The following is a 15,073-nucleotide window of genomic DNA, read 5'->3' on the forward strand; positions in this document are numbered from 1 at the left end:
AAAAGGCACCCGGCAGGCCGGGCGTTGACCCAAGTCTAGCAGGATGTGACGGCCTGTCAGTGACTGCCGGTGACCGGGGCTGGGGCGGCCGCGGCCGGCTTCTCTTCGGGCAGGTCCAGGCTGTAGGTGCAGCCGGCCAGGGTCTTGCCCGGGTGGGAGGCCACGGTGGAGACGCTGAGGATGATCGACTCGATCTGGGCCTCGCCGGTCTTCGGGTCGGTCACGTCGCGGCTGACCAGCTCGCGGCCGGCCATGAACTTGCCGTCCTGGTCGTAGCCGGTCTCCAATTCCAGCCGTTTGGCCAGCGGGCGTGGGTCGGCCTGGTCGAGGACGGCCATGACGCTGGGGCCGGCCACCGCCACCCGATCGGTCTGTTGGCCGAAGACGGTGATCGGGCTGGCCAGCCGGAACTCGCTCATGAACTGGTTGCCCTGCGGCAGCGGCTGCAGGCCCTGGGCCACGGCCTTCAGCGGATCGGCCAGCAGCGGCGCCAGCGCGGCCTGCTCGGCCACGCCCTGGCGGCATTCGATCAGGGCCGGCAGGTCCAGGCGGGTGGCGAAGGCGGAGGGAGCGGCGAGGGCACAGAGCAGGGGCAGACAGCAGCGCAGTGACACGGTCGGTTTCCGCAGGCGAGGGGCCGCCATCATAGCCCCGGCGAGCGTCGGAACAGCCCGCTTAGAAGGCGCAGGAAACCGGTCATCGCCCGCCGTACGACCATCAGTGAGAGAGTCAGCACGACCGCAAGCATGGCGACCTGCATCGATTGCCCCGCGATGCGCGCCACCGCCGGCCACAGGCCCGGGCTGGTCAGCCAGGGCATCAGTTCCGCCGCGGCTGTCCTGGCCACTTTCATGTAGATCACGGCCAGCACGAACAGCACCAGCAGCGAGGTGCGGCTGGCGTGGAAGAACGGGAGTGCATTGACCGGCCTGCCAAGCCGCTGCTGCAGCAGCGTTCGCCACAGCACTGGCAGGGTCAAGGCACCGACCAGTATCAGCACCATCGACGTTTCCCACAGCCCCGGCAGGTGGGCGGGTTCCGCTCTACCTGTGAAGTGCGGGCCGAACATGCCGATCGCCAGCCCGGCCAGCAGGCACACGGGCGACAGCAGGGCCAGGCTGCGCAGCAGCCAGTGCCTGCCGCCGGGGTCGCGGGCGCTGATGCGGCGCACGGTGTGAGCGCCCAGCACCAGCAGGCCCGCGAGCAGGCCGGCGGCCATCGCAAACGTCGTGAAGCTGTTCCCTGGGTTCATCCTTTTTCCTTCCGCGTCCTGGCCGGTGTTGAACAGTAGCTCAGCGCATGGCTGGCACTCCAGCCGTGGCGCAGTCAGGGCGGACTCCAGCGCGTGGCCGCTGGGTACCAGCGCAGCCTGACCGGGTAGCCCAGTCGCGCCTGCAGGTGGTCACGCACGGCCGCCGCCGTCGCGCGGTTGGCTGGGGTATCCCGCAGCTCCACCTCCAGCTCCCCGGTCTTGACATCCAGGCCATGGCCGAACAGGTCGGGCAGCTGGGCCCGCAGCCAGTCCTGCTGTGCGTGCAGGCGGCGCGTCATCTCCGCTTCGGTCATCGCGGCGCCGGTGATGTAGCGCACACGTTGCGGGCCATCCGCCCCTGGATGTGTCTCATCGGCCTCGGGTGCGGCGCCTGTCAGTCGCACGACAACGTTCCAGCCCCTCGCATTGTCCACCCAGATGCCGGCCAGACGTGCCGCGTGCCGCGCTTCCAGGCGCTCGATCAGTGCCCGTTGCTGGGCAGTGGCGACGATGTTGCGGGTGTCGCGCTCGCTGCTGCCGAAGAACGCCCGTAGTTCGGCGATCTTTGCGGCGATGTCGGCCTCGCTGTCGCTGGCGGGGAACGGTGAGGGACGGTCAGGATCGGGCATCAGGCCTGCCCCGGACTGCAGTAGCGCGGCAAGCACAAGTGCGGGCAGGGTCATGCTGCGCTCCTCTTCCGTGAGTGCGTGGGCTCGGAACAGGGCCCGGTGTCAGCGCTCGCCCGCGTAGGGGTCGTCGATGCCCAGCTCGGCCAGGATCTCCCGTTCCAGCTGTTCCATCGCTTCGGCTTCCTTGTCGTCCTCGTGGTCCCAGCCGAGCAGGTGCAGCACGCCGTGCACGGTCAGGTGCGCGTAGTGGGCGTTGAGCGCCTTGCCCTGTTCGTCGGCCTCCCGCGCTACGACAGGTGCACAGATCACCAGATCGCCGAGCAGCGGGAACTTGACGCCCTTGGGCAGGCCTTCGGGCACTTCGGCCGGGAAGCTGAGCACGTTGGTGGCGTAGTCCTTGCCACGGTAGTGGCGGTTCAACGACTGGCCTTCCTTGGCGTCGACCACGCGGATGGCCAGGTCGGCCTCGCGGATGCGGCCCTTCAGCGCGGCAGCCACCCACCTGCGGAAGCTCACTGCCGCCGGCAGACCGGCACGCGGCAGGGCATAACTGATGGCGACGTCCAGTCGCACGGGACCACGGGTCATGGAGTTGCTCCAGGTTGGATCTGATGCAGGTCGCGGCGGTCGTAGGCGCTGACGATGCGCGCCACCAGCGGGTGGCGGACCACGTCGCGGGATTCGAAGAAGGTGAAGCTCACGCCCTCCACGTCGCGCAGCACATCGATGGCATCGCGCAGGCCCGACTTCACGTGCTTGGGCAGGTCGGTCTGGGTCAGGTCACCGGTGACCACCGCGGTGGAGCCGTAGCCGAGGCGGGTCAGGAACATCTTCATCTGCTCGATGGTGGTGTTCTGTGCTTCGTCCAGGATCACGAACGCATCGTTGAGCGTGCGGCCGCGCATATAGGCCAGCGGCGCGATCTCGATGACGTTCCTTTCCAGCAGCTTGACCACCTTCTCCACGCCCATCATCTCGTACAGGGCGTCGTACAGCGGTCGCAGATAGGGATCGACCTTCTGGCTCAGGTCGCCGGGCAGGAAGCCCAGCTTCTCGCCGGCTTCCACCGCGGGACGGACCAGGATCAGCCGCTGCACCCGCGATTCGTTCAGCGCTTCGACTGCGCTGGCCACGGCCAGGAAGGTCTTGCCGGTGCCGGCCGGCCCGATGCCGAAGTTGATGTCGTGGGTTGCGATCTGGTGCAGGTAGCGGGCCTGGTTGGCACCGCGCCCGCGTACCGTGCCGCGCTTGACCTTGATCGCCACCTCCTGCGCTTCGTAGGAGCGTTCGGCGATCTGCTCGACATTGGCCTGCGCCAGGCGCAGGTGGATGGCGTGGTTGTCGAAGGTCGTTTCGCCGGCTTCGGCGTACAGCGCTTCAACCAGCTTCTGCGCCTCGACGATGGCTTCCTTCGGCCCGCTGATGCGGAACACGAAGCCACGGTTGGCGATTTCCACGCCGAGTTTCAGTTCGATCTGCCGCAGGTGCCCGTCGAACGGGCCACACAGGTTGGCCAGCCGTTCGTTGTCTTCCGGCGACAGGGTGAAGTCTCGATGCTCGATGCTTTTCATTGCTTCGGGTGGGGCGGACGCCTTCCACCGCAGTGTATTCAGGGGAGACAAGGGTAGCGCGCGTGCGGGGCACACGGCCAGCAGACGGTCGATACAGCGTTTTCCACACCCGGTGTGGACGGGGGGCGCGAAAACCTGTGGATAGACCTTCGCAATGCTTGTGCCACAAGGCCCATGAGGTCCTGGTGAAAAAAACGTCATGGTCGCTCGTCGCTTCGGCAGCACTGCCACGGGGGCCTGCACGGGGGCATTCATCGTGACGACAGTGCAGGTTTCGTTGCCGGGCGAGCAACAAAGCCGCGCGCTGGCGGATTTCCACAACGGTTGTGGAATGATGCCGAATCAACCTGTGGATAGGTGGTGCGGAGCCTTGCAGCAAAAGGCGTGCCGGCGCGTGGCGAAAAAACCGTCAGGGCTGATTGGAATCATTGAGGGTGCACGGGGCACATGGCACCGTGTCGCCGTCGCAGGAGGGGATGGCATGGGCATCGGCAACGGGATGCGAGGAATCGGACTGGCGGGCATCGGCCTGCTGGCCGGGTGTGGGCAGTCAACACCGACTGCACTGGGCACGCTGGAGTGGGACCGGATCACGGTGCCGGCGCCGGCGGCCGAAGTGATCGCCACGGTGGAGGTGCGCGAGGGACAGCAGGTCAAGGCCGGCGCCGTGCTGATGCAGCTCGACCCGGCCCGCGGCGACGCGCAGTTCGCGGCGGCGCAGGCCGACACGGCGCGCGCGCAGGCCCAGCTGGAAGAGCTGAAGCTCGGCCCGCGGCAGGAACAGATCGCACAGGCCCAGGCACAACTGGCCGCGTTGCGCGCGCAGTCTGCTGAAGCCACTGCCTATTACCGACGAGTCCAGCCGTTGGCACAGCAGCGCTTGATTGCCGCCGCTGAGCTGGATCGTGCACGCGCTGCCGCCGGCAATGCCGAGGCCAGCGTGCGTGCTGCAGAGCAGGCCTGGCTGGAGCGGGTGCACGGCAGCCGTGTGCAGGATATCGCCCAGGGCCAGGCCGCCGCCGATGCCGCGCAGGCGCAGCAGGTGGTGCAGGGGGTGAACCTGCAGAAGCTGCAGTTGCGTGCGCCGCGCGACGGCGTGGTCGATGCCCTGCCTTACCGGCAGGGCGACCAGGCGCCGGTCGGCGCGCCGCTGGCGGTGATGCTGGTCGGCGAGCGCCCCTATGCACGCGTCTACCTGCCGCAGCCATTGCGGTTGCAGGTCAAGGTCGGGCAGGTCGCGCAGGTGCATCTGGAAGGGCAAGGCGCTGCGTTGAAGGGGCATGTGCGCTCGATCCGCAGCGAGCCTTCATTTACTCCGTACTACGCACTGACCGGTGACGACGTCGCGCGCCTGAGCTACCTCGCCGAGATCGAAGTGGACGCTCCCTCCGACATGCAGAAGCTGCCGGCGGGAATGCCGGTGCAGGTGAGCTTCTGAACACCGGCAACGACATCGCGGTGCATGCCCAGGGCCTGACCCGCCGCTTCGGCGATCTGCTGGCCGTGGACAATGTCGACCTGACCGTGCCGCGTGGCCAGGTCTATGGCTTCCTGGGCCCGAACGGGTCGGGCAAGTCGACCACCATCCGCATGCTGTGCGGCCTGCTGGAGCCGAGCGCCGGCCAGATCGAGGTGCTCGGCCTGGCCGTGCCGGAGCAGGCCGAGGCACTGCGCCGGCGCATCGGCTACATGACCCAGCGCTTCTCGTTGTATGAAGACCTTTCAGTGCGCGAGAACCTGGAATTCCTCGCCGCCATCCAGGACCTGCCGCGTACGCAGGCCCGGCAGCGGGTCGACGAACTGCTGCAGCAGTACCGTCTCCTGGACCGGCAGCCGCAGCTGGCCGGCACCCTAAGTGGTGGCCAGAAGCAGCGCCTGGCGCTGGCCGGCGCCGTCGTGCACGCGCCCGAGCTGTTGTTCCTGGACGAGCCGACCAGTGCGGTCGACCCGGAGTCACGCCGCGATTTCTGGGAGGCCCTGTTTGAACTTGCCGACGCCGGTACCACCGTGCTGGTATCGACCCACTACATGGACGAAGCCGAGCGCTGCCACCGGCTGGCGATCCTCGATCGAGGCGCGCTGGTCGCCGATGGCACGCCGGCCGAACTGTGTGCACGGCTGGACGGCCGCACGCTGCAGGTCACGTCGGCGCAGCCGCGGCAGGCCAGCCGCGCATTGTCTGAGCTGCCCGGCGTGCTGAGCGTGGCACAGATCGGCACGCAGCTGCGCGTGCTGTGCAGCGAGGCGGCCGCCGATACGCCAGCGTTGCGGCGCGCGCTGGCCAGCGCCGATCCGCAGGCCCGCATCGAGGCGGTGGCGCCGAACCTGGAAGACGTCTTCGTCGCCGCCACCCGCGGCCGTGGCCGGGAGCCAGCGGCATGAACCTGCGCCGGCTGTGGGCGATCATGCTCAAGGAATTGCGCCAGCTGCGCCGCGACCGCATCACGCTGGCGATGATCGTCGGCATTCCGGTGATGCAGCTGCTGCTGTTCGGCTACGCGATCAATCTCAACCTGCGCCACCTCGACGCCGGTGTCGCCGACCAGGCCAACAGTGCGGCGTCACGCGCGCTGGTGCAGGACATGGTCGCCACCGGCGTGATCACGCCGCGCAGCGAAGCCTATACGCCCGACCAGTTGATGCAGGCGCTGCGGCGTGGCGAGATCAGTGTCGGCATCGTGGTGCCGGCCGACTTCGAGCGCCGTCGCTTCGATGGACGCGAGGCGGTGCAGGTGCTGGTTGATGGCAGCGACACCGTGGTGCAGAGCGCGGCGATCCAGCTGGCGCAGGTGCCGCTGGAGACGCGACCGACCAGCAACACGCGGCCGCTGCGCGAAGGCAGCATCGCCGGGGGGCCAATCAGCGTGACCAGCTTCTACAACCCGCAGCGGCGTTCGGCGGTGAACATCGTGCCAGGCCTGATCGGGGTGATCCTGACCATGACCCTGGTGATGTTCACGGCGGTGGCGGTGGTGCGTGAACGCGAGCGCGGCAACATGGAGCTGCTGATCGCCACGCCGGTGTCGCGCAGCGAACTGATGGTCGGCAAGGTGCTGCCCTATGCAGCCATCGGCCTGCTGCAGACCACGCTGGTGCTGGTGCTGGGCACCTGGCTGTTCCAGGTGCCGATCCGCGGCAGCCTGCTCGATATCTACCTGGCCGCGGTGCTGCTGGTGCTGGCCAACCTGGCGCTGGGCCTGCTGATTTCCACGCGCGCTCGCTCGCAGTTCCAGGCGATGCAGATGACGTTGTTCCTGTTCCTGCCGTCGATCCTGCTGTCGGGCTTCATGTTCCCGTTCGCGGGCATGCCGCGGCCGGTGCAATGGCTGGCCGAAGTACTGCCGCTGACCCACTTCCTGCGCCTGGTGCGCGGCATCATGCTGCGCGGCGCCTCGCTGTGGGAGCTGTGGCACGACGCGCTGGCGCTGCTGGGCTTCATCGCGGTGATGATGACCCTGGCGATCCTGCGTTTCCGCAAGCGTTTGGATTGAGGCATGCCGACCAACGGTCGGCATCCACCCTGGTAGGTGCCGGCCGCCTGCCGGCATCAACTCCGGCAGGTGCCGGCCACTGGCCGGCATCAATTCGGTGGGTGCCGACCGTTGGTCGGCATCAATTCGGTGGGTGCCGACCGTTGGTCGGCATCAACTCCGGTGGGTGCCGACCGTTGGTCGGCATCAACTCCGGTGGGTGCCGACCGTTGGTCGGCATCAATTCGGTGGGTGCCGACCGTTGGCCGGCATCAATTCGGTGGGTGCCGACCGTTGGTCGGCGCACCTTATTCCGCCACCACGCGCCCGCGCAGCGAATTGGTCAGCGCCTCGGTGATCACCACATCCACGAACTGGCCGATCAGCCGCGCCGGCGCCGGGAAGTTCACCGAACGCATGTTCTCGGTCTTGCCGGTCAGTTCGTTCGGGTTCTTGCGCGAAGGGCCTTCCACCAGCACGGTCTGCACGGTGCCGACCATCTTCTCGGAGATGCCGGCGGCGTGCGCATTGATGCGCTCCTGCAGGCGCGACAGGCGCGCGTGCTTCTCGGCATCGCTGATCGTGTCCTCCAGGTCGGCCGCCGGGGTGCCCGGGCGGCGCGAATAGATGAAGGAGAAGCTGTGGTCGAAGCCGATGTCCTCGATCAGCTTCATGGTCTTCTCGAAATCGGCATCGGTTTCGCCGGGGAAGCCGACGATGAAGTCCGAGCTGATCGAGATGTCCGGGCGCACCGCGCGCAGCTTGCGGATCTTCGACTTGAATTCCAGCGCGGTATAGCCGCGCTTCATCGCCGACAGTACGCGGTCGCTGCCGGCCTGCACCGGCAGGTGCAGGAAGTTGGCCAGCTGCGGCACGTCGCGGAACGCATCGATCAGCGAGTCGCTGAACTCCAGCGGGTGCGAGGTGGTGAAGCGGATGCGGCCGACGCCGTCGATCTCGGCGATGGTCCGGATCAGCAGGCCGAGATCGGCGAACTCGCCATCTCCATAGGGGCCGCGATAGGCATTGACGTTCTGCCCGAGCAGGTTGATTTCGCGCACGCCCTGCGCGGCCAGCTGCGCCACTTCCACCACCACGTCCTCGAACGGGCGGCTGACTTCGGTGCCGCGGGTGTAGGGCACCACGCAGAACGAGCAGTACTTCGAGCAGCCTTCCATGATCGACACGAACGCCGAAGCGCCTTCGGCACGCGGTTCCGGCAGGCGGTCGAACTTCTCGATCTCGGGGAAGCTGATGTCCACCTGCGGGCGCTTCTGCTCGCGGCGGGCGCGGATCAGCTCCGGCAGCCGGTGCAGGGTCTGCGGGCCGAACACAAGGTCCACGAACGGCGCACGCTTGATGATCGCCTCGCCTTCCTGCGAGGCAACGCAGCCGCCCACGCCGATGATGACCTCGCGGCCCTTGTTCTTCAGGCCCTTCCAGACGCCCAGCTGGCTGAACACCTTCTCCTGCGCCTTCTCGCGGATGGAACAGGTGTTGACCAGGATGACGTCGGCGTCTTCCGGCGTATCGGTCAGTTCCAGGCCATCGCTGGCGGCGAGCACGTCGGCCATCTTGGCCGAGTCGTACTCGTTCATCTGGCAACCGTGGGTCTTGATGTACAGCTTGCCTTTCACCTGGTCAGGCTTGCGCGGACCGGCGGGCAGGGCAACGAGCGGGGCACCGCCCGGCGTGGCGGGCGGAAAGACGTCTGGCGTCCCGGTCATGGCGCTTAATCCATTCGGGTGGCGGGAAAGCCGGCAATTCTACCTGCATCCCGGCGCGTACGCCGGCCCAGTAGAGCCAGGCCATGCCTGGCTGTATTCATCCACCCATGGCGTGGATCTACTGGAACTGCGGGTCCGCCCCCCGGCCGCGCCCGGCGGCACGCCTCAGGCCGCCACCAGCTCCGCATCGATCTGCCGCGAACGGTCGAACGCGGTCATCGCGCTCATCCGTGCGATGTAGTCAGCCGTGGCCGGCGCCGGCTGTACCAGGCCAAAGGCCGTGGTCCACGCCAGTGCATTGCCCCACAGCACGTCGGCGGCGCTCATGACCTCGCCCAGCAGGTACGGGCCCTGCGCCAGCTGGGCTTCGACCACCTGCAGCACGGTCTCGGCATCGTTGTACGGCGACATCAGGCGCGGCGGCGGCTCGCGGTGCATCGCCTTGTCGATCATCGCCGGCTCGAAACAGGCGCCATAGAAGGCCATCCAGCGCAGGTAGGGGCCGCGCAGGGCGTCGCCGATCGGCGGTGCCAGCCCGGCTTCCGGGTAAAGGTCGGCCAGGTACAGATAGATCGCCACCTGCTCGGTCACCAGTGCGCCGTTGTGGACGATGGCCGGCACCTTGCCCATCGGGTTGATGGCCAGGTAGGCCGGGGCCAGGTTGGCGCCGGCTTTCAGGTCCAGCACCTGCATGCGGTAGTCGGCACCCAGCGCTTCGAGCAGGGCCACGGCGCCGCTCGAGCGGGAACGGGCGGCGTGGTAAAGGGTGATCTGGCGTGAATTCATGGCATTGCTCCTTGCGGTGGGTGGTGAACTGGAGGCCATCCTGGGGCACTATTGCGGACGACTTCTGTCCTCGATCCTTCATGCGCCATACCGCCCATCGTCTGCTGCGCCTGATCGCCCTGCTGCAGGCCCGCCGCCAGTGGTCCGGGGCCGAGCTCGCCGAGCGCATGGGCGTGGACCGGCGCAGCATCCGCCGTGATATCGAGCGCCTGCGCGAGCTGGGCTATCCGGTGCAGGCCTCGTCCGGGATCGGCGGCGGCTACCAGTTGGGGGCTGGGGCCCCGGTGCTGCCGATGCTGCTGGACGAGGAGGAGGCAACCACGCTGGCCATCGCCCTGCGCGCAGCCTCGGCCACCGTTGCCGGGATCGACGACACCGCGCGTGGCCTGTTGTCCAAGCTCGATCCGCTGGTGCCCACCCGTCGTCGCCAGCAGGCCGGCGAGGTGCATGCAGCGACGGCCACCCTGTCCGACCTTCCGTCCACCGACGCACGCCTGCTCGGGCGGCTGGCCCAGCACTGCCGACAGGCGTCACGGCTGGCCTTCGAATACCGCAGCGCGCAGGAAGCCGTCACCCAGCGCGAGGTCGAGGCCCAGCACCTGGTCAATTACGGGCGACGCTGGTATCTGCTTGCCTGGGACCTGGGGCGGCAGGACTGGCGCACCCTGCGCGTGGACCGCATGGGCGCCGTACGTGAGTGCGCCGGGCCGGGCCTGCACCGGCGCACGCCGGCGCCGCCCGATGTGATGGTGCGGCAGGCCGTCAGCCAGGCGCCGTTCGCGCTGCAGGCCATCCTCCGCCTGGCCGGCAGCCATTCCGAGCTGGAAGGCCGCATCCCGCCGTGGTGTGGAGTGCTGGAAGCGGATGGCCCCGACCACTGCCTGCTGCGCATGGGCGCCGAGAGCCGCGGCATGATGCTGGCGCAGATTCTCAGCCTGGACCGCCTACCCGTGGCGCTTTGGACCACCCCGCCGGGCCTGCGCGACGAACTGGCGCAGCGCCTGGCGGGCCTCGGCCAGCTGCTGGCTGTGCCGCCGGTCACAGGCTGAGCCACGTCGCTTGGCAAGCCCCGGCGAAGCTGGGACACTCGCCGCCATGAAGGGGATACTGGGGACAACGGCGATCATCATCGCTGCGCTGACCGCTGCGCCGGCCAGCGCTGGAACCCTGTACAAGTGCCAGGGCGCTGACGGCGTCACCAGTTATGTGAGCAAGCGGGTGGCCGGCGCGCGCTGCAGCACCATCAGCTACATCCGTGACACCCGCCCGGCACCTCGACCGGTGGTGGCCGCGCCCAGGCCGGCACCCACCACGGTGGCCAGCATCGAACGCAACCCGGTGGCCGTTGCTGCGAGTGCCGCAGCGCCGGCAACGGTCGCGCCTGCGTCCGTGCCGGCATCCGGTCCCGCACAGCCGGTCGCCTCGCGCAGCGGGCGCATGGTCAGTGGCCAGGTGTATTCCTTCATGAAGGATGGCGTGCGCCACTACACCAGTGCGCGCCCGACACAGGTGGCCAACCTCGGCCCGGTCCGGACCATCCGCTACAGCTTCATGGAGCGCTGCTATGCCTGCGGGGTCAATCCACGCGTGGACTTCGGCACCGTGCGACTGAACACCTCGGCCTTCCAGGCCGAGATCACCTCGGCCGCGCGCGAGTTCGGCGTGGAGGAGGCGGTGGTGCGCGCCATCATCCATGCCGAGTCGGCCTACAACCCGACCGCGCTCAGCCGTGCTGGCGCGCAGGGCCTGATGCAGCTGATGCCGCCGACCGCCGCGCGCTTCGGCGTAAGCGATTCCTATGACGCCGGGCAGAACATCCGTGGCGGCGTGCAGTACCTTGCGTGGTTGCTGAAACGCTTCAATGGCGACCTGACCCTTGCCGCAGCCGGCTACAACGCTGGCGAAGGCGCGGTCGACCGCCACGGTGGCGTGCCGCCCTACAGCGAGACCCAGTACTACGTGCGCCGGGTCGGGCAGCTGGCCGAGCGTTACCGCACCGCCCTGAGTCACCAGTAGGTGCCGACCGTTGGTCGGCACTCCTTGAACGGTAGGTGCCGACCGTTGGTCGGCACTCCTTTGAAAGGTAGTGCCAGCCGCTGGCCGGCAACCCCGCAATCAATGTTGCTGCAATGCGTTGTGTGGCGCGCGACGGTTCCGCTACACTCGACCGTGATTCAATGCGGCTCTGGCCCCCACCGGATCCGCTGGCAGCCTTAAAGCTACCTAATCAATATCGGAGTGCCGGATGGCCAACGATGGGGTACACGATCCAGTCAACACCGGACGTCGGCGTTTTCTTTCTGCCACCACAGCCGTGGTGGGCGCCGTCGGCGTCGGATTCACCGCAGTTCCTTTCATCAAATCCTGGAACCCCAGTGCCCGCGCCAAGCTTGCCGGCGCACCGGTGGTGGCCGACATCAGCGCCCTGCAGGAAGGCCAACGCCTGATCGTGGAATGGCGTGGCCAGCCGATCTGGATCGTCAAGCGGTCCAAGGCCATCCTCGATGCGCTGCACGGGCTGGACGGCCGTCTCAAGGACCCCGAGTCCGGCGAGAAGGACCAGCAGCCGGACTACGTGCTGAAGCAGAACCCCGAGCTGCGCTCGATCAAGCCGGACATCTCCGTGCTGGTCGGCCTGTGCACGCACCTGGGCTGCTCGCCGGAAATGGTCGCCGAGATCCGGCCCGAGCCCTACGACCCGCAGTGGAAGGGTGGCTACTTCTGCCCCTGCCACAAGTCGCGCTTCGACATGTCCGGCCGCGTCTTCAAGGACGTGCCGGCGCCGATCAACCTGAAGGTGCCCGCGCACCATTACCAGGACGACAACACCATCATCATCGGTGTCGATCCGCAGGGGGCTGCCTGATGGCCAATATCCTCAGCCGTACCGCCAGCGGCGTGGCCGACTGGGTCAATGCCCGCGCGCCCGGCCTGATGCCGGTCTACCGGAAGCACGTCAGCGAGTACTACGCGCCGAAGAACTTCAACATCTGGTACTACTTCGGTTCGCTGGCGCTGCTGGTGCTGGTCAACCAGATCGTCACCGGCATCTTCCTGACGATGCACTACAAGACCAGCGCCGCCGAGGCGTTCGGCTCCATCGAATACATCATGCGCGATGTGGAGTGGGGCTGGCTGATCCGCTACATGCACTCCACCGGTGCCTCGCTGTTCTTCATCGTGGTCTACCTGCACATGTTCCGTGGCCTGCTGTACGGCAGTTACCAGAAGCCGCGCGAGCTGGTGTGGATCCTCGGCATGCTGATCTACCTGGTGTTGATGGCCGAAGCCTTCATGGGCTACGTGCTGCCGTGGGGCCAGATGTCGTTCTGGGGCGCCAAGGTGATCATCTCGCTGTTCGGCGCGATACCGGTGATCGGCAACGGCCTGACCGAATGGATCATGGGCGATTACCTGCCCAGTGACGCCACGCTCAACCGTTTCTTCGCGCTGCATGTCATCGCCCTGCCGCTGGTGCTGTTGCTGCTGGTGGTACTGCATCTGGGCGCGCTGCACGAAGTGGGTTCGAACAACCCCGATGGCGTGGAGATCAAGAAGGGGCCGAAGGGCAACCGCTGGTCGCCGAACGCACCGGCCGATGGCATTCCGTTCCACCCGTACTACACGCTCAAGGATGGCGTCGGCGCCGGTTTCCTGCTGATCATCGCCGCCTTCATCATCTTCTTCGCGCCCGGTTTCGGCGGCCTGTTCCTGGAGCACGACAACTTCACCGAGGCCAACCGCCTGGTGACCCCGGAACACATCAAGCCGGTCTGGTACTACACGCCTTACTACGCGATGTTGCGCGTGGTGCCGAACAAGCTCGGTGGCGTGCTGGTGATGTTCTCGGCCATTGCGATCCTGTTCCTGGTGCCGTGGCTGGACAAGGCCAGGGTGAAGTCGGTGCGCTACCGCGGCTGGATCTCGAAGGTGATGCTGGGCGTGCTGGCGGTGTGCTTCGTGTGGCTGGGCGTGATTGGTTCCGGCCCGGGCACCGACGTGCACGAGACCTACATCGGGCGGGTGCTGACCTTCCTGTACTTCGCGTTCTTCATCACCATGCCGCTATGGACACGGTTGGACAAGACCAAGCCAGTACCGGAGAGGGTGACCACCCATGACTGATCGCTGGATGGTCCGGTTGGCCCTGACGGCCACCCTGATGCTGGGCAGTTTCCTGGCCTCCGCCGCCGAAGGTGGCACCAAGCTGCTGCAGGCCGGCAACGATCTGGGCGACCGCGCTTCGCTGCAGCGCGGCGCGCAGCTGTACATGAACTACTGCTCCGGCTGCCACGCGCTGAAGTACCTGCGCTATTCGCGGATGGCGCAGGACCTGGGCCTGACCGAGGAAGAGGTGATGAACAACCTCAACTTCACCGGCTCGGCGATCGGCGACCCGATCCCGGTGGCGATGCCCAAGGAGAACGCGGAGAAGTGGTTCGGCAAGATGCCGCCCGATCTCAGCCTGATCGCGCGCGTGCGGGGCAGTGACTGGGTCTACACCTACCTCAAGTCGTTCTATCTGGACAGCAGCCGGCCGCTGGGCTGGAACAACGCGCTGTTCGCCAATGCCTCCATGCCCAACCCGCTGTGGGAGATGCAGGGCCTGCAGCATGCGGTCCATGGCAAGGCGGAAGCGCCCGGCATGGACCCGCCGGTGACCGGCCTGAAGATCGAAACGCCGGGTTCGGTTGATGCCGGGCAGTACGACCAGGCGGTGCGGGACATCACCAACTTCCTCGAGTATGCCGGCGAACCGGCCGCGCTCAAGCGCCAGCAGCTGGGCGTGTGGGTGATCCTGTTCCTGGCCCTGCTCACCTTCCTGCTGTACCTGCTGAAGAAGGAATACTGGAAGGACGTTCACTGAATCTGCCGCCGGCCATCGCACGGGCCTATTGGCTTTTGTGATGGTCGGTTGCACACTCGGGGAGGAGTCGACCGCCGGCACGGTGCCGGCGGCGCCGATGCGGCAGGCGGTCTCCTGTCGTGGGAGAGCCTTTGATGGCGGCGAGCGTACGCATGCGCAATACACTGACGCTGTTTTCCTCGAACGACGATGTACTGTGCCACCGTGTACGCCTGGTGCTGGCGGCCAAGGGTGTGACCTTCGACTTCGTTCCGGTCGATCCACAGAACCCGCCTGAAGACCTGATCGACCTCAATCCGTATCACTCGGTGCCGACCCTGGTCGAACGCGAGCTGGTGCTGTACGCCGCATCAGTGGTCAGCGAGTACCTGGACGAACGTTATCCGCATCCGCCGCTGATGCCGGTCGATCCGCTCTCGCGTGCGCGCATCCGCCTGGCGATGCTGCGCATCGAGCACGACTGGGTGCCACAGGTGCAGGCCATCCAGCTCGGCAACAAGACCCAGGCCGAGGCTGGCCGCAAGCGCCTGAAGGAGCTGCTGACCGCCTCGCTGCCGCTGTTCAAGGCCAGCAAGTTCTTCCTCAACCCGGAAATGAGCCTGGCCGACTGCGCGATGGCGCCGATCATCTGGCGCCTGCAGTCGCTGGACGTACCGCTGCCGAAGGACGGCAAGGCAATCGAGGACTACGGCAACCGCATCTTCCGCCATCCGGGCTTCGTCCGCAGCCTGACCGATCAGGAAAAGAAGCTGCGCGATCTGCCGGTCTGAT

At 67.1% G+C, this 15,073-nt stretch carries 16 protein-coding genes; 9 read left to right on the plus strand and 7 right to left on the minus strand.

Annotated elements, in window-relative coordinates; genetic code table 11:
* Window positions 1-56: 56 nt before the first annotated feature.
* From AC5P78_RS11920 to AC5P78_RS11940, 5 genes are all read right to left on the minus strand, one after another.
* Window positions 57-644 (minus strand): hypothetical protein, encoded by a 588-nt coding sequence (locus AC5P78_RS11920; RefSeq protein WP_175422410.1) that lies wholly within the window; start codon window positions 642-644, stop codon window positions 57-59.
* Window positions 644-1,252, minus strand: a complete 609-nt coding sequence (locus tag AC5P78_RS11925; RefSeq protein ID WP_065183365.1) for a hypothetical protein — start codon at window positions 1,250-1,252, stop codon at window positions 644-646. Before AC5P78_RS11925 ends, AC5P78_RS11920 begins: the two co-directional genes overlap by 1 nt.
* Window positions 1,253-1,326: 74 nt before the next feature.
* Window positions 1,327-1,935 (minus strand): hypothetical protein, encoded by a 609-nt coding sequence (locus AC5P78_RS11930; protein ID WP_005412797.1) that lies wholly within the window; start codon window positions 1,933-1,935, stop codon window positions 1,327-1,329.
* 48 nt (window positions 1,936-1,983) lie between these two features.
* Entirely contained in the window at window positions 1,984-2,469 is a 486-nt protein-coding gene (ybeY, locus tag AC5P78_RS11935; RefSeq protein WP_012479661.1) for an rRNA maturation RNase YbeY, read from the minus strand.
* A complete protein-coding gene (locus AC5P78_RS11940) occupies window positions 2,466-3,452 on the minus strand; it encodes a PhoH family protein (protein WP_005408832.1) in 987 nt (328 codons plus the stop codon). Before AC5P78_RS11940 ends, ybeY begins: the two co-directional genes overlap by 4 nt.
* Window positions 3,453-3,933: 481 nt before the next feature.
* Between AC5P78_RS11940 and AC5P78_RS11945 the strand changes: the two genes are divergently transcribed.
* Genes AC5P78_RS11945 through AC5P78_RS11955 form a run of 3 tightly spaced genes read left to right on the plus strand, consistent with a single transcriptional unit; the run spans window position 3,934 to window position 6,943 of the window.
* A complete protein-coding gene (locus tag AC5P78_RS11945) occupies window positions 3,934-4,890 on the plus strand; it encodes an HlyD family secretion protein (protein ID WP_111197302.1) in 957 nt (318 codons plus the stop codon).
* A 20-nt stretch (window positions 4,891-4,910) separates the two neighbouring features.
* A complete protein-coding gene (locus tag AC5P78_RS11950; protein WP_012479664.1) occupies window positions 4,911-5,834 on the plus strand; it encodes an ABC transporter ATP-binding protein in 924 nt (307 codons plus the stop codon).
* Complete coding sequence (locus AC5P78_RS11955; RefSeq protein WP_111118096.1) at window positions 5,831-6,943, plus strand: ABC transporter permease; 1,113 nt, start codon at window positions 5,831-5,833, stop codon at window positions 6,941-6,943. Before AC5P78_RS11950 ends, AC5P78_RS11955 begins: the two co-directional genes overlap by 4 nt.
* Window positions 6,944-7,230: 287 nt before the next feature.
* On the opposite strand, the gene miaB is transcribed toward AC5P78_RS11955, so the two are convergent.
* Both miaB and AC5P78_RS11965 read right to left on the minus strand, forming a co-directional pair.
* Window positions 7,231-8,649, minus strand: coding sequence for a tRNA (N6-isopentenyl adenosine(37)-C2)-methylthiotransferase MiaB (gene miaB / locus AC5P78_RS11960; RefSeq protein WP_111197298.1), 1,419 nt, complete (start codon window positions 8,647-8,649; stop codon window positions 7,231-7,233).
* 165 nt (window positions 8,650-8,814) lie between these two features.
* Window positions 8,815-9,435: a glutathione S-transferase family protein gene (locus tag AC5P78_RS11965; protein WP_012479667.1), complete on the minus strand. Its 621-nt coding sequence runs from the start codon at window positions 9,433-9,435 to the stop codon at window positions 8,815-8,817.
* 80 nt (window positions 9,436-9,515) lie between these two features.
* On the opposite strand from AC5P78_RS11965, the gene AC5P78_RS11970 reads away from it, so the two are divergent.
* The 6 genes from AC5P78_RS11970 (at window position 9,516) to AC5P78_RS11995 (ending at window position 15,072) form a co-directional block, all read left to right on the plus strand.
* On the plus strand, window positions 9,516-10,484 hold the full coding sequence (locus tag AC5P78_RS11970) for a helix-turn-helix transcriptional regulator (protein WP_138969721.1): 969 nt from the start codon (window positions 9,516-9,518) through the stop codon (window positions 10,482-10,484).
* A 46-nt stretch (window positions 10,485-10,530) separates the two neighbouring features.
* A complete protein-coding gene (locus tag AC5P78_RS11975) occupies window positions 10,531-11,451 on the plus strand; it encodes a lytic transglycosylase domain-containing protein (protein WP_088430143.1) in 921 nt (306 codons plus the stop codon).
* Window positions 11,452-11,680: 229 nt separating this feature from the next.
* Window positions 11,681-12,301 (plus strand): ubiquinol-cytochrome c reductase iron-sulfur subunit, encoded by a 621-nt coding sequence (gene petA / locus AC5P78_RS11980; RefSeq protein ID WP_004151998.1) that lies wholly within the window; start codon window positions 11,681-11,683, stop codon window positions 12,299-12,301.
* Entirely contained in the window at window positions 12,301-13,560 is a 1,260-nt protein-coding gene (locus AC5P78_RS11985) for a cytochrome b (protein WP_005408840.1), read from the plus strand. Before petA ends, AC5P78_RS11985 begins: the two co-directional genes overlap by 1 nt.
* Window positions 13,553-14,302 (plus strand): cytochrome c1, encoded by a 750-nt coding sequence (locus AC5P78_RS11990; protein WP_005408841.1) that lies wholly within the window; start codon window positions 13,553-13,555, stop codon window positions 14,300-14,302. The genes AC5P78_RS11985 and AC5P78_RS11990 overlap by 8 nt, the downstream gene beginning before the upstream one ends.
* A 134-nt stretch (window positions 14,303-14,436) precedes the next feature.
* The gene (locus AC5P78_RS11995; protein ID WP_005408842.1) at window positions 14,437-15,072 is read left to right on the plus strand and encodes a glutathione S-transferase N-terminal domain-containing protein; all 636 of its coding nucleotides are present in this window, start codon (window positions 14,437-14,439) and stop codon (window positions 15,070-15,072) included.
* Window position 15,073: the final 1 nt, after the last annotated feature.

The sequence above is a fragment of the Stenotrophomonas sp. YJH_SMC_133 genome (assembly GCF_059370655.1).

Bases quoted from the DNA above. Each gene is read 5' to 3' on its own strand.
- AC5P78_RS11920 (WP_175422410.1), bottom strand. From the start codon at position 644: ATGGCGGCCCCTCGCCTGCGGAAACCGACCGTGTCACTGCGCTGCTGT.
- AC5P78_RS11925 (WP_065183365.1), bottom strand. From the start codon at position 1,252: ATGAACCCAGGGAACAGCTTCACGACGTTTGCGATGGCCGCCGGCCTG.
- AC5P78_RS11930 (WP_005412797.1), bottom strand. From the start codon at position 1,935: ATGACCCTGCCCGCACTTGTGCTTGCCGCGCTACTGCAGTCCGGGGCA.
- ybeY (WP_012479661.1), bottom strand. From the start codon at position 2,469: ATGACCCGTGGTCCCGTGCGACTGGACGTCGCCATCAGTTATGCCCTG.
- AC5P78_RS11940 (WP_005408832.1), bottom strand. From the start codon at position 3,452: ATGAAAAGCATCGAGCATCGAGACTTCACCCTGTCGCCGGAAGACAAC.
- AC5P78_RS11945 (WP_111197302.1), top strand. From the start codon at position 3,934: ATGGGCATCGGCAACGGGATGCGAGGAATCGGACTGGCGGGCATCGGC.
- AC5P78_RS11955 (WP_111118096.1), top strand. From the start codon at position 5,831: ATGAACCTGCGCCGGCTGTGGGCGATCATGCTCAAGGAATTGCGCCAG.
- miaB (WP_111197298.1), bottom strand. From the start codon at position 8,649: ATGACCGGGACGCCAGACGTCTTTCCGCCCGCCACGCCGGGCGGTGCC.
- AC5P78_RS11965 (WP_012479667.1), bottom strand. From the start codon at position 9,435: ATGAATTCACGCCAGATCACCCTTTACCACGCCGCCCGTTCCCGCTCG.
- AC5P78_RS11970 (WP_138969721.1), top strand. From the start codon at position 9,516: ATGCGCCATACCGCCCATCGTCTGCTGCGCCTGATCGCCCTGCTGCAG.
- AC5P78_RS11975 (WP_088430143.1), top strand. From the start codon at position 10,531: ATGAAGGGGATACTGGGGACAACGGCGATCATCATCGCTGCGCTGACC.
- petA (WP_004151998.1), top strand. From the start codon at position 11,681: ATGGCCAACGATGGGGTACACGATCCAGTCAACACCGGACGTCGGCGT.
- AC5P78_RS11985 (WP_005408840.1), top strand. From the start codon at position 12,301: ATGGCCAATATCCTCAGCCGTACCGCCAGCGGCGTGGCCGACTGGGTC.
- AC5P78_RS11990 (WP_005408841.1), top strand. From the start codon at position 13,553: ATGACTGATCGCTGGATGGTCCGGTTGGCCCTGACGGCCACCCTGATG.
- AC5P78_RS11995 (WP_005408842.1), top strand. From the start codon at position 14,437: ATGGCGGCGAGCGTACGCATGCGCAATACACTGACGCTGTTTTCCTCG.